The sequence below is a fragment of the Mammaliicoccus sp. J-M40 genome (assembly GCF_022386395.1).
Taxonomy (GTDB): domain Bacteria; phylum Bacillota; class Bacilli; order Staphylococcales; family Staphylococcaceae; genus Mammaliicoccus; species Mammaliicoccus lentus.
In genome coordinates this window covers 105,641-118,884 of sequence record NZ_JAJNIQ010000002.1, presented here as the reverse complement: position 1 = coordinate 118,884, position 13,244 = coordinate 105,641, and the positions used below count along the sequence as shown (strand labels likewise).

General features: G+C 31.6%; 17 protein-coding genes. 5 read left to right on the top strand and 12 right to left on the bottom strand.

Annotated elements, in window-relative coordinates:
• The first annotated feature begins 26 nt into the window (after positions 1–26).
• Genes queC through queE form a run of 3 tightly spaced genes read left to right on the top strand, consistent with a single transcriptional unit; the run spans position 27 to position 1,829 of the window.
• A complete protein-coding gene (gene queC / locus LQ688_RS03210; protein WP_103268634.1) occupies positions 27–695 on the top strand; it encodes a 7-cyano-7-deazaguanine synthase QueC in 669 nt (222 codons plus the stop codon).
• Complete coding sequence (queD, locus tag LQ688_RS03205; protein ID WP_103268635.1) at positions 695–1,126, top strand: 6-carboxytetrahydropterin synthase QueD; 432 nt, start codon at positions 695–697, stop codon at positions 1,124–1,126. Before queC ends, queD begins: the two co-directional genes overlap by 1 nt.
• Positions 1,119–1,829, top strand: a complete 711-nt coding sequence (gene queE / locus LQ688_RS03200) for a 7-carboxy-7-deazaguanine synthase QueE (protein WP_103268636.1) — start codon at positions 1,119–1,121, stop codon at positions 1,827–1,829. The genes queD and queE overlap by 8 nt, the downstream gene beginning before the upstream one ends.
• A 49-nt stretch (positions 1,830–1,878) precedes the next feature.
• Here queE and LQ688_RS03195 read toward each other — a convergent pair whose 3' ends face one another.
• Both LQ688_RS03195 and LQ688_RS03190 read right to left on the bottom strand, forming a co-directional pair.
• Positions 1,879–2,574 carry a DUF1129 family protein gene (locus tag LQ688_RS03195; protein ID WP_239752621.1) on the bottom strand — a complete coding sequence of 232 codons (696 nt, stop codon included), beginning with the start codon at positions 2,572–2,574 and terminating at the stop codon, positions 1,879–1,881.
• Positions 2,546–2,902 carry a PadR family transcriptional regulator gene (locus LQ688_RS03190; protein WP_064204687.1) on the bottom strand — a complete coding sequence of 119 codons (357 nt, stop codon included), beginning with the start codon at positions 2,900–2,902 and terminating at the stop codon, positions 2,546–2,548. The genes LQ688_RS03195 and LQ688_RS03190 overlap by 29 nt, the downstream gene beginning before the upstream one ends.
• A 184-nt stretch (positions 2,903–3,086) precedes the next feature.
• Here LQ688_RS03190 and LQ688_RS03185 point away from each other — a divergent pair, with 184 nt between their 5' ends.
• Together LQ688_RS03185 and LQ688_RS03180 are read left to right on the top strand one after the other, a co-directional pair.
• Positions 3,087–3,728, top strand: a complete 642-nt coding sequence (locus tag LQ688_RS03185) for a hypothetical protein (protein ID WP_017001200.1) — start codon at positions 3,087–3,089, stop codon at positions 3,726–3,728.
• Positions 3,729–3,779: 51 nt separating this feature from the next.
• Entirely contained in the window at positions 3,780–4,028 is a 249-nt protein-coding gene (locus LQ688_RS03180) for a GlsB/YeaQ/YmgE family stress response membrane protein (protein ID WP_026023751.1), read from the top strand.
• Between the two features lie 96 nt (positions 4,029–4,124).
• Here LQ688_RS03180 and LQ688_RS13995 read toward each other — a convergent pair whose 3' ends face one another.
• The 10 genes from LQ688_RS13995 to LQ688_RS03135 all read right to left on the bottom strand — a co-directional run bounded on the left by LQ688_RS13995 (position 4,125) and on the right by LQ688_RS03135 (position 13,073).
• On the bottom strand, positions 4,125–4,565 hold the full coding sequence (locus tag LQ688_RS13995; protein WP_275589813.1) for a YwiC-like family protein: 441 nt from the start codon (positions 4,563–4,565) through the stop codon (positions 4,125–4,127).
• On the bottom strand, positions 4,543–4,848 hold the full coding sequence (locus LQ688_RS13990) for a YwiC-like family protein (RefSeq protein ID WP_275589812.1): 306 nt from the start codon (positions 4,846–4,848) through the stop codon (positions 4,543–4,545). Before LQ688_RS13990 ends, LQ688_RS13995 begins: the two co-directional genes overlap by 23 nt.
• 83 nt (positions 4,849–4,931) lie before the next feature.
• The gene (locus LQ688_RS03170; RefSeq protein ID WP_103268639.1) at positions 4,932–5,756 is read right to left on the bottom strand and encodes an aldo/keto reductase; all 825 of its coding nucleotides are present in this window, start codon (positions 5,754–5,756) and stop codon (positions 4,932–4,934) included.
• 13 nt (positions 5,757–5,769) lie between these two features.
• Entirely contained in the window at positions 5,770–6,492 is a 723-nt protein-coding gene (locus LQ688_RS03165; protein ID WP_064204683.1) for a pseudouridine synthase, read from the bottom strand.
• A 121-nt stretch (positions 6,493–6,613) separates the two neighbouring features.
• The gene (locus tag LQ688_RS03160; protein WP_017000968.1) at positions 6,614–6,928 is read right to left on the bottom strand and encodes a DUF3817 domain-containing protein; all 315 of its coding nucleotides are present in this window, start codon (positions 6,926–6,928) and stop codon (positions 6,614–6,616) included.
• 3 nt (positions 6,929–6,931) lie between these two features.
• Positions 6,932–8,278, bottom strand: coding sequence for a hemolysin family protein (locus tag LQ688_RS03155; protein WP_017000969.1), 1,347 nt, complete (start codon positions 8,276–8,278; stop codon positions 6,932–6,934).
• Between the two features lie 237 nt (positions 8,279–8,515).
• Positions 8,516–9,301: an alpha/beta fold hydrolase gene (locus tag LQ688_RS03150; protein WP_017000971.1), complete on the bottom strand. Its 786-nt coding sequence runs from the start codon at positions 9,299–9,301 to the stop codon at positions 8,516–8,518.
• Positions 9,302–9,444: 143 nt separating this feature from the next.
• On the bottom strand, positions 9,445–11,385 hold the full coding sequence (locus LQ688_RS03145; RefSeq protein WP_017000972.1) for a PTS fructose transporter subunit IIABC: 1,941 nt from the start codon (positions 11,383–11,385) through the stop codon (positions 9,445–9,447).
• A gap of 18 nt (positions 11,386–11,403) precedes the next feature.
• Positions 11,404–12,315: a 1-phosphofructokinase gene (gene pfkB, locus LQ688_RS03140; RefSeq protein ID WP_103268640.1), complete on the bottom strand. Its 912-nt coding sequence runs from the start codon at positions 12,313–12,315 to the stop codon at positions 11,404–11,406.
• Positions 12,312–13,073 carry a DeoR/GlpR family DNA-binding transcription regulator gene (locus LQ688_RS03135; protein WP_239752620.1) on the bottom strand — a complete coding sequence of 254 codons (762 nt, stop codon included), beginning with the start codon at positions 13,071–13,073 and terminating at the stop codon, positions 12,312–12,314. Before LQ688_RS03135 ends, pfkB begins: the two co-directional genes overlap by 4 nt.
• Positions 13,074–13,244: the final 171 nt, after the last annotated feature.

Here is a 13,244-nt window from a genome sequence, read left to right as displayed (position 1 = left end):
TTATGCCTTTTTAAAGGAGAAAGATTATGTCAGAAACATTAAAAAATGATAAAGCACTTGTCGTTTTTAGCGGTGGTCAAGACAGTACGACATGTATGTTTTATGCGAAAGAAAATTTTAAAGAAGTAGAACTCCTTACTTTTCAATACGGACAAAGACATGATTTAGAAATAGAAGTAGCAGAAAATATTGCTAAAGAACAAGGTTTGAAACATCATATTCTGGACATGTCACTACTTTCACAATTATCTCCAAACGCTTTAACAGATCACAATATGGAAATCGAAAATAATGAAGATGGTATACCAAACACTTTCGTACCAGCTAGAAATTTATTATTCTTATCATTTGCTGGTGCACTTGCTTACCAAATCGGTGCTAAACATATCATCACTGGCGTTTGTGAAACAGACTTTAGCGGTTATCCAGATTGTAGAGATAGTTTTATTAAATCTATGAACTTATCTCTTAATTTATCAATGGACAAAGATTTTGTTATACATACACCTCTTATGTGGCTTAACAAACAAGAAACATGGGCGTTGAGTGATGAATTAGGTGCACTTGATTATGTTCGTGAACGTACATTAACTTGTTATAACGGTGTTATAGCTGACGGATGTGGTGAATGTCCTGCATGCAAATTAAGAAATCAAGGTTTATCACAGTACCTTGAATTGAAAGGAAGTCTATAATGTTACAACAAATATACCCTAGCGTTCAGCATCCATATGCTTTTGAACTAAATAAAGACTTTAATTTTTCAAGCGCACATTACATTCCTTATGAAGAATCTGGAAAATGCCATAATGTTCATGGGCATACATATTTCATTAATTTAACAATCGCTGGTGATGAATTGGACAAAATGGGATTTTTAGTGAATTTCAGTGAATTAAAATCACTTATACACAAGAGATATGACCATCGTTTATTAAATGATTTCGAAGAGTTTAAAGACAACAGCCCTTCAACAGAGCAAGTTGCTCAAACAATATATAATATTGTACAAGAATCATTAGATAATCGTGATAATAAACCTAAATGTGTACAAGTCTTTGTTAGAGAGACACCAACAAGTTATGTCGTTTATCGTCCTGTGAAACAGGGTGAAAATAATGCCTAAAATTCCTGTACTTGAAATATTTGGTCCGACTATACAAGGAGAAGGCTCGGTTATTGGAAGAAAAACCATGTTTGTTAGAACAAGTGGTTGTGATTATAGATGTAGTTGGTGTGATTCAAGCTTTACTTGGGATGGTTCTGCTAAAGACGATATTCGACTACTAGAACCTGAACAAATCCTTTCAGAACTAGATCAACTTGCTCCTAATCAATATCAACATGTCACTATTTCTGGTGGTAATCCAGCTTTAATTAAAAATATCGGCCCTCTTGTTGAAGCATTTAAAGAAAGAAAGATTCAAACTGCGCTAGAAACACAAGGTTCTAAATTTCAAGAATGGATGGTGGATATAGACGACTTAACAATCAGTCCTAAACCACCAAGCTCTGGTATGAAACCAAGTCTACCTATTTTGGATGACGTGATTTCAAAATGTACTAAAGAGAGTTTATCTTTAAAAGTTGTCATATTCGATGATGAAGATTATAAATTTGCTAAAGATATTCACGCTCGATACCCAGACATTCCGTTTTATTTACAAGTTGGAAACCCTTATTTAGATGATAGTGTTTCAAATCACACAGAGAAATTACTAAGTAAATACGAAGAACTTATAGATAAAGTCATGAACGATACACTAAACGATATATATGTATTGCCACAATTGCATACATTACTATGGAGCAATAAAAAAGGCGTATAGCCAGAAGTCTCCAACCCTAGTCATCCTTGCCGGGGTGGGACTACGAAATCTATTTATTAAAATGAGATTTCTGTCCCACCCCCTCTTTTTTATTAGATCCAATCAGTTTATAAATCCCATAAATTGCGACACCCACTATAATATATAACCACCAAGGTATGTATACTTTAGTCATATCTCCAAATGCTATATTTGGTCCTATAATTATAATAGCTGGTATTATCCCTACTATAATTCCACCATATAAGCTTTCTTTTAACATTTTATACTTAGATTTATCAAAAATATATTTTTGAATAATACGAAATAAAGCTTTTACGATAAAGAATCCCGCAATAGGTACTATTATTAACATTGATATTAGCGATAATAGTGATGTTTTATAACCTGCAAAAATACCCGCTATTCCTGAGGTTATGAAGTATATACTATAGAAATAAACCATTCCCATCACAACCATATTCATAATCGCTTTGTTAGATTCATTAGGTAATTCCTCTAAAATTTCATCTGCATGACCTTTCACGTCATGACCAAAGAATTCAATAGCTGATCTACCGTTAGATGTCGCTTCTAGTAAGTGATCTAATACATCATTTAATATTACTTCTGTCTCATGTTCACTTACTCTTAAATCTGTTCGCACATATAATAAAAAATCTTCATAAACTTCTAAATCTTCTTCATTTAATTGTTCACGCTTTTTATTGTTCAAATCAATCAGTTGTTTTGTTGTTTGCGTCATAATCTACACTCCTCGTTAATAGTTCATCGATTGGCCCTTTAATTTTATTCCATTCTCCTGTAACAATTTCTAGTTCTTCTTTACCTTTTTCTGTAATGAAATAATATTTTCTCTTTGGTCCTTGCTCGCTCGGTTTAACTTCACTATAAATAAATTCCTTATTTAATAACCTTAAAAGAATGGGATAAATCGTTCCTTCAGAGACTTCTGCGAATTGAAAATCATTCAATTTCTTAGATAATTCATAACCATACACAGGTTGTGATTGGATGATTGATAATATACATGCGTCTAATAGACCTTTTCTCATTTGTGTTCGAATTGACATGTTTATAACCTCTAATCTTTTATAGCTATTTTGTATTACAAAGTAGCGTAAATTTATCTTATTATAATTTTCATATTTTTGTCAAATCGTAATTGAATTTTAATTGTCATACTATATTTCGTGATTAAATGAATAGAAATTGATATAATTCGAAGATGAGACTATTTTAAGGCAGGAGACAGACATGGCAATCCTAGTTATGATTAATATCATTCTCTGTATCGTCTTAATGTCATATAACTTTGTAGTAATGAATAAGAAACAGCACATCGATCATTATGCTATTTCTATAACAATTGCTTTGAATGGATTAGTATCTTTTATAATCATTAAAGAAATCAATTTCATCACGATTGCTGTAACAGCTATGTTACTTATATGGGCATTTTTACATACATGGATTCAGATTAGATACGTACCAAATTATATTCAAAATCAATTTTTCGTTCTTTATATAATAATTATTATTTTTAGTATGTCTTTAAATATTGTATTTTTAGACAGTGACGAATCAATTTATCAATCACTACCTTACTTTGGCGTGAGTTTATTTATCTTCGGTCAAATAATTGCTTATCTTTCGTTATTCACCGAACCAACTGAATTAAATGGAAGACGTCTTGCGAAGACTTACCAAAAAGGTATATATAAATACTTTATTCATCCAAGATTAGTAGGTGAAATCGTTACAATCGTTTCATATATATGTATGATAGTTCTAACGCCTCATTGGTTTTTACTCGTTCCTGTATTTCTTATTTATATTTTCTTTATTTTATGGCAAAAACTATTCAAAACAACGAACTATGTTTCAGCTGAAAATTAATGGGTAAATATAGAAAGTAAACAAGAAACATATAAGGAGGCACATACTATGTTGAGTTTTATAGTTATGTTAATCGTAGGCGGTTTAATCGGTTGGCTAGCCGGAGCAATTTTAGGTAAAGATATCCCAGGTGGTATCATTGGTAACATCATAGCTGGTCTAATTGGTTCAGCTATCGGTGGTAAAATTTTAGGAGAAATAGGCCCAGTATGGGGCGGCGTAGCAATTATTCCAGCTCTTATTGGCTCTATCTTATTAATCTTAGTATTATCATTTATCTTAAAAGCGGTTAGAAAATAATTGAAATTCTGAAATAAAGAAAAAAGTAAAAAACCACTGTGCTATTAGATTTGTCTAATGGCACAGTGATTTTTTATTTTATGCTCACAATATATCTTAATGTAAATATATAGATCCCATGATCAGTACAAACACTGAATTAGCTATTTCAATCATCCCCACTTGCATAATTTTAATTTTGCGTCCGTAAAGAACAATAGCTCTTACTAAACTTGGTATATACATAACCATGATAATTGGATGTATTAATAATCCAATTAATACAATAAACGCATGATAAAGCCATGAGCTCCATTTATACTTTTGAGATTTTTTCTCTCTAATCATCGTCTTAACATATAAAATGGTACCAAAGAAATATAGAAAACTAATAATAAACACAGTAAACCATTTGTTTACATCTAATAATGATTGATTTAACAACGTACTAATTATACCAAATAGACAAAATATTATTACAGCTATTAAATCATTTGTAAATGCTCTTTCGTTTTTCTTTTTAGCAAAATAAGCATTAACTAGTGACAATGGTATCATAAGTAAAAATATGTAAAAAAGTTTCAGGTCGTAAAATCACGATAGGAATAAACGAAATAAGTACAACAATAAAGAAAATGCCCGCAGTATACAAATACCCTTTCTGCTTTTTCCTCTTTTTTAAATAGAAAAATACTTGATCACTCATAAAATAAACTGCTAAAACACCTAAATATAGTAGTAAATGTAAAAACGAGAATCCTCCAACAGCAATACCAAAAGCAATTGGAAGTACAATCATTGACCACACACCGTGTTGATTAGGTTTTTTAAATTTAAACATAAAAACACCTCCACATATTCATTCTACTAAAAGATATATATAAAATACATCTTATTTCAAACAAATTTGTGAAGGTTAATTTATTACATATCGCCTATTTTTACTTCGTCTGGATCTCTAAATTGTCTTTCATTAATATTCAAATCGTCTATTTTTTGAATGTCTTGAGCATTTAATTCAAAATCAAAGACATCAAAATTCTCTTTTATTCTATTATTATTTTGGGATTTTGGTATAACAAGTCTACCTTGTTGTAAATGCCATTTAATAATAACTTGAGCAACGGTTTTATCGTACTGTTGGGCAATACTTTTCAGCGTTTCATTGTTTAACCATTCTCCACCTCTCATAAGTGGACTCCAAGCCATAACTTTTATACCTTTACTTTCGCAATAAGCTTGCAATGCATCTTGATTGAATAAAGGATGAAACTCAATTTGATTAACAGCTGGCACTATTTCTGTTTCTGCTAATAAAGCATCTAAATGATGTTCTTTAAAATTACATACACCAATAGCTTTAATTTTGCCATCTTTATATAGTTGTTCTAATGCTTTATAAGTTTCTATAAATAATTCATCTTCTGGACATGGCCAATGAATTAAATACATATCTAAATATGTTAAATCTAAACTTTCCATTGATTGTTCAAATGCTTTTATTGTTCTATCATATCCTTGAAAATCATTCCACAGCTTTGTTGTAATAAATAATTCTTCACGTGGTACATTTAAATTTTTCAATGCTTTTCCTAACGCTTTTTCATTCTTATAGAACCAAGCTGTATCTATTGCACGGTATCCTGCATCTACTGCCGTTTGAACTACCCTTTCAACATCTTGATCTTCTATTTTGTAAATGCCTAATCCTAATTCTGGAATCTCTACATTGTTATTTAACTTGACCATTTTAAAATCCCCTTTATTTAGATTTCATACGCTCTCTTTTCGGCTCATATGAAAGTGTTTGAGTAAGTGTATTAAATTCCTCAGCTGTTAAATCTCGCCACTCTCCATATTTGATACCATCTAACTTAATGTTCATTATACGTATACGTTTTAACTTCTTAACGTTATAGCCTAATGTTTCACACATTCTTCTAATTTGACGATTTAAACCTTGCGTTAAAATAATTTTAAAAGTTTTATCATTGAGTTGTTCTAATTTCGCCGGCAATGTCTTTTGATTTAATATAACAACACCATTAGACATATTTTTAATAAATTCTTTCGTGATAGGTTTATCAACTGTCACGACATATTCTTTTTCATGATGGTTTTCACTACGCAATATTTCATTTACAATATCGCCATCACTGGTAAGTAACAATAAGCCTTCTGAATCTTTATCTAATCTACCGATATGAAATATTCTTTCTGGGTGGTTCACATAATCTACTACATTGCCTTTAATATGCTTTTCTGTAGTTGAAGTAATGCCTCTCGGTTTATTCAAAGCAATATATACATAACCTTTATCAATCGTTATAACTTTATTATCAACTTTTACGACATCAGAATCTTCCACTTGTGAGCCTAAAGTTGCTAACTCATCATTTATCTTTACACGTTTATCATCTATCCATTTATCTGCTCCACGACGTGAACAGACACCAGCTTCACTTAAAAATTTATTAATTCTCATACCTATGGTTCCTCTCTTAATCCATCTTATATTATTATTCTACACGAAGAAAAAGATTAAAGAAAATAGAATACAAAAAAGAGTCTGGAACAGTTAATTATGTCCCAGACTCTTTTAAAAATTATTTTATTATATTATCGTAAGTCTTACTGTTAATAAAGAAGCGATCAAATATAAAAGTACCAAAAGGAATAAATGCTGAAATTAAAGCTACTATTGGCCATTTTATATGAATGCGCACTATGGTCGTCATTATTAAAATCATAATGAGATATAAAGAAAATAAAACGCCATGTAACATACCTATAACAGAGACTACAGTTGGAATATCTAACATATATTTAATTGGCATCGCTATTAATATTAATAATAACAACGAACCGCCTTCTAAATAGCCTGTAAATCTAAAAAGTGATGTTAAAGTTGTTTTATTCACGTCTTAATCCTCGTCTTCTTCATCTTCGTCAAAGAGATTTTTTCTTTCTTTTATAAATTCTTTATGGAGTGCTACAGTTCTAATTTGATGATTTTCTACATCTATGACAACCCATTTGTCATATTCTGTATCGACATAGTCATCTTTCTCTATTTCAGGATTGTGAGCTTGTAGCCAACCACCAATTGTATCTATATCATCTGAATCTTCAAAATCAATTCCAAATTTGTCTTCTAATTCAGAAAGTGTGACACGCCCATTTATTTGGTAAGTATCTTCACCAGTTTTGATAATATCATTTATTTCATCGTCATCGAATTCATCTCTAATTTCTCCGACAATCTCTTCTAGTATATCTTCCATTGTAATAATACCAGCAGTACCACCATATTCATCTATAACTAATGCCATATGAACATGATCTTTTTGCATTTTCACTAATGCATCACTGATTCTTGTAACTTCATGAATCAGTGGTAAATTATGAATGTAGGCATTAATTTTAATTTTGTTGCCTGAAGCATACTCTGTTAAAAATTCTTTTACATTGATAAAGCCTTTTATGTGGTCTTTATCGCCGTCTTCAGAAATTGGATAACGTGTATAATGATGTTCATTAATAATTTCGAGCAGTTCTTCAATATTAAATGGTTCAGTTAATGTAACCATTTGTGTTCTAGGTACCATGATATCTTTTGCTAATCTTTCGTCGAATGAGAAAATGTTTTGCATATAAGCTAATTCTGTATGGTTAATTTCACCACTTTGATAGCTTTGAGTCATGATAAGCTTTAATTCTTCTTCAGACATTGCTTGTTCTTCATTTGTAGGTTGAATACCAATAGTACGTACAAGTATTCTAGCTGTTCCGTTCATAGACCAAATTAATGGTTTCATAACGATACCGAAATAATAAAGCGGTCTAGCAAAAAATAATGATAGTTTTTCCGCTTGTTGAATAGCAACAGTCTTAGGTGCAAGTTCACCAACTACTACGTGAATAAATGTAACAATTAGAAAACTGATAACGATAGAAAATGTAGTAGTAAGTGCATCTGGTAAATTAAAGAAGTCTAATGCAGGATGTATAAGAACTTCAAATGTTGGTTCACCAATCCAACCTAATCCTAGTGAAGTCACAGTAATACCAAGCTGACAAGCAGATAAATAGTAATCCAATTCTTTTACCATTTTATATACAATTTTAGCAGACTTACTTCCTTCAGATATAAGTTGTTCTATTCTCGTCATACGTATTTTAACAAGCGCGAATTCAGAACCTACGAATACCATTGTAAATGCAATTAATATAAAGAATACAATAAAGTTTATTATGGTCGAAATTTCCAATTAGTTCCCTATTTCTAGGGATTCACCTCCAAATATTTTGCGGTGACGCTTGGGCCACCTTTTTAGTTCTATTTTTAAAGAAAACATGCTTGAATTTAAGTGTAAAACTAAATCCTCCCCATTTTGCGTCACCTCTCCCGACTATAGCATATTGAGTTAAGTCTAACACATTTTACTACTAATTAAAATGAATAAGAAGAAATGTATGCATATATTATTTTACGCATACATTTTCCATTAAAAAGATAGTTCGTTGTGTTTCATTATAAACTGTGAACTAATTTTATTAAATTCTTCTGGCTTATCTATATTGCATACATGCCCTGCTTGTTCGATAACTTCTAAATAAAAGTTCTCATAGTCTTTTACTAACCGTTCTACAGGTGGCATAAACAAATAATCTTCATCTCCCATAATAAATAAAGTCGGGATATTCTTTGTAGCCACTTGCAAATGCGCTAAGTATGGATTCACTAATTTGGTTAGCTTAACCCATTTTATAAATTGTTTTTGTGAAACTTTTTTAGCTTCGTTTATAAACCTCAATCGAGACTCTTCATGTTCTTTTCTAGGCATAATGATATAAGCAAATAATTTATAAAGTAACATATAAGGAACAAAGTTCATAATAGTCCTACCAATAGCTAATAAGAATTTAGTTCTTAAATTAACATTAATAATTGCGCCACCTAAAACTAACGTTGTAATTCTTTCAGGATACGAATCTGCCATTGTTTGCCCAACAATTGTTCCTAAACTCATCCCAATAATATGCGTCTTTTTAATTTTTAAGTGATCGAGTACGTCTATGACTTCTTTAGCTAAATGTTCGAATGAATCATTTTTCTTCCATTCTTTATTTGCAGATTTGCCGTGACCTCTTAAATCAACAAGTAAAACATTAAAGTGCTTTCTATAATATCTCATTTGTTTAAACCAAATAGAAGAGCTACCTCCAGCCCCGTGTAACAAGGTAACCCATTCTGCTTCTTCAGATTTTATAATCGTCTTATAATATAACATGTTTTACATCTTTCCTCTTAATTTCCATATTGTGAAATCTTACAATATTTTTATTCATCATATAAAATTTTATCAATGATTTCAATAAAAAACCGACAACGTAATTTTACAATGTCGGTTTTTTTATATAAATTTTTAATTTTTTATTCTATTTCTTCAGCTATATCAATTTGATCTTGTGTTAATTTAGGTTTAAGCAATCCGTATATAATAGCACTTACTAAAGCACCTATTATTACTGCTAATAAAGTTTGTAATACATGGCCAAAGTCTGTAGCTAATATTACAAATATACCACCATGTGGTGCTTGAATGCTAGAACCTAAACCTAAAGCTATCGCACCACCAATTCCTGAACCTACCATCATTGATGGAATGACACGTAGTGGATCCGCTGCTGCAAACGGGATGGCACCTTCTGTTATAAAGGAAAGTCCCATAACATAGTTTGGTAAAATAGAACCTTTTTGAGTTTTTGTAAATTTATTTTTGAACAGTAACATTGCTGTAGCAATTGCGATTGGAGGTATCATACCACCGACCATTGCTGCTGTAATAGCTGCTGCGTTACCTTCTGTTAATGCTGCTGTAGCAAATACATATGCAGCTTTATTGAATGGACCACCCATGTCAATTGCCATCATAGCACCGATTACTAAACCTAGTAATACAATATTCGAACCTGATAAATCATTTAATCCATTTAATAATAAATTATTTAACCACGCTGTAGGTGGGTTAATCACATAAACCATTAGTAAACCAGTAATGGAAACTGAGAGAATTGGATATATTAATGTCGGTTTCAAACCTTCAAACATTTGAGGTAAGTTTCTAGAAACATATTTAATACCTTCAGTTAAATAACCCGCTAAGAAACCTGCTATAATACCACCTAGGAATCCTGAACCACCTGCCACTGCTAACATACCACCGACAAGACCAGACGCGAAACCTGGTTTATCTGCAATACTACGTGCAATGAAACCAGCTAAGATTGGTACAATTAGTTTAAAGGCACTTTCACTACCAATCTGCCATAAGTTTGCTGCAAATTCATTATATTGTGAACTTTTAGCATCAAATGAGTTTTCTCCAAATAAGAACACGATTGCCATTAAGATACCACCAGATATAACAAGTGGTAACATATTTGAAACACCGTTCATTAAATGTTTATAAATTGTTTTAGATACACTTTGTTTTTCATTCGAAGTTGATGAGCTTTGTTTGCCACCTTTAGCTACAAATGGTTTACGACTAGTATCTTGAGCCATATTGATTAATTCTTCTGGTCTTTTTATACCATCTGCTACAGGTACTTGCACAACATTTTTACCATCGAAACGATCAGTTTCAACATGTACGTCTGCAGCGACAATGATTCCTGTTGCTTTTTCAATGTCTTCATCAGTTAGATGGTTTTTAATTCCGCCTGAACCATTTGTTTCTACTTTAATTGGTACACCCATTTTTTTAGCCTGATTTTTCAATGAGTCAGCTGCCATATAAGTATGCGCGATACCTGTTGGACAAGCTGTAACTGCTAAAATTAATCCTTCTTCTTCAACGTTTTCAGATTGAATCGGAGTTGCTTCTGATTCCTCGTTAGACTCATCATCTGTCGCTTCATCATCATGCTTGTTAATAATGTTTAAAATTTCTTCTTCACTATTAGCTTGTAACAGTTCTTCTCGTACTGCTTCATCCATTAAAATACCCGAAAGTTTAGCTAACGCATCCAAGTGAGTTTGAGCTCCGCCAGCTGGTGCAGCAATCATAAAGAATAAATGCGCTGGTTGCATATCTAACGATTGATAATCAACGCCTTCAATCGATTTACCAAATGCAATTGCTGCTGATTGAACAGCATCTGTTTTAGCATGTGGTATAGCAATACCTTCACCAATTCCAGTTGTGCTTTGTGACTCTCTTGTATGAATTGCTTCTTTAAATGTTTTTTCATCACTTAATTTACCAGCTTTATCTAATTGAGATACAAGTTCATCTATTACTTGATCTTTAGTCGTTGCTGATAAATCCATTGCTATTGTTTCCTTAGTTAAGAGTTCTGTAATCCTCATAATATTAACCTCCCTATTTTACAAATGCTTAATCGTTACTTTAGATAGAATTCTTTCTATATCTTCATGTTCAGCTAAATCTGCATTGAAAGCTGTAGCTGTTCCACAACTTACAGCTAATTTGAATGCTTCTTCAATATCCTTACCAGTTGTTAATCCAGCAACCATACCTGCCACTGTACTGTCACCCGAACCTACAGTGTTAACTACTTCTCCGTTAGGCACAATTGCCTTAAGTTGAATGTTCGAATCCACATAGATTGCACCTTCACCACCTAGTGAAACGATGACCGATTGAGCGCCTTCTTCTATTAACTGTTTAGCACAATCAATTACTTCTTGATCTGTATTAATTTCTTTATCAAAAATTTCTTCTAATTCTGTTTTATTTGGCTTCACAAATTTCGGTTCAAAAGAAAGTATAGATTTCATTAAATCTTTCTCTGCATCAACAATTAGCGTAGCACCGGTTTCTTTTAATATTTCTGCAACTTCTTTATATACCGGTTTCTTTAATGTACTTGGTACACTTCCAGCGATTATGACTGTATCAGACGAAGTTGTTTGTTTCATTTTATTTAAAAATGATTCGTAATGTTGTGGTTCGATATTTGGACCTGGACCATTAATTTCAGTCTCAGAACCAGTTTTTAACTTCACGTTAATTCTTGTATCTTCTTCTACTTCAATAAAATCAGTTAAAATATTGGACTGTTCTAATTTATCTTTAATAAATTCTCCAGGAAATCCTCCAACAAAACCTGTTGCTGTATTTTCAACTTTTAAAGTATTCAACACTCTTGAAACGTTAATACCTTTTCCTCCAGGAAACTTATTTGTTTCATGTGCTCTATTTAATCCACCTACTTCAAATTGATTTGTAAACATAACATAGTCTATAGACGGATTAAATGTTACTGTATAAATCATTTTAAACCTCCACTAATTTCATACTTTTCTTTATAAAGTGTAATATTCTCTATTTCATTAATTGCTTTTTCAGAAGTTAATATTTCAAAACCTTTATCAATTTCCACTTCTGCAAATGATACTTCATTAAACTTAGAATGATCTAATAGCACATAAATGTGTGAAGCAAGATGAATTGCTGTTTCTTTCATTTTTGATTCATCTGGATCAGGTGTAGTTAAGCCATACTTTAAATCTATACTATTCATGCCCATAAAAGCTTTATCGAATCGATATTTCTGTAAAGATTTAACGGCATTTACACCTATATTCGCTAATGTTGTAGATTTAATTTCTCCGCCTGTCATATAAACTTTTATACCTTTTTCTAATAATGGTTTTACATGCGTTAAACCGTTAGTTACGACAACTATATCTTGCTGATTAATATAAGGTATCATTTCTAAAGTTGTTGTCCCTGCATCTAAATAAATCGTATCGCCCTCTGAAATTTGTCCAGCTGCAACTTTCGCTATTTCTCTCTTTTCATTTTGATAACGCGTTTCTTTATCTGACATATCTCTTTCTTCATGTCGTTTCGTTATTTGCGTCGCGCCACCATGTACTCTTTTTAAAAAGCCATTTTGTTCAAGTAGCGATAAATCTCTTCTAATAGTTGAAGTACTTGATTGCGTTAATTGAATTAAATCTTGTAAAGATACTGTTTCCCGTTGTTTAATCGTCTCAATTATGAGTTGATGCCTTTCTTCAGTTAACATCACATCACCCCTGTTCATTGATATGATAAAACGTTTTCATTAAAAAGTCAATCACATTCAACCAAAAACATTCAAAAACAATCATAAAATTTTTTTGGTATTTATAAGTGCAAATATTTCATGCAAAAAAAAGATTATTGTTATACTTTTTTAGTATATTTAAGGAGGCAA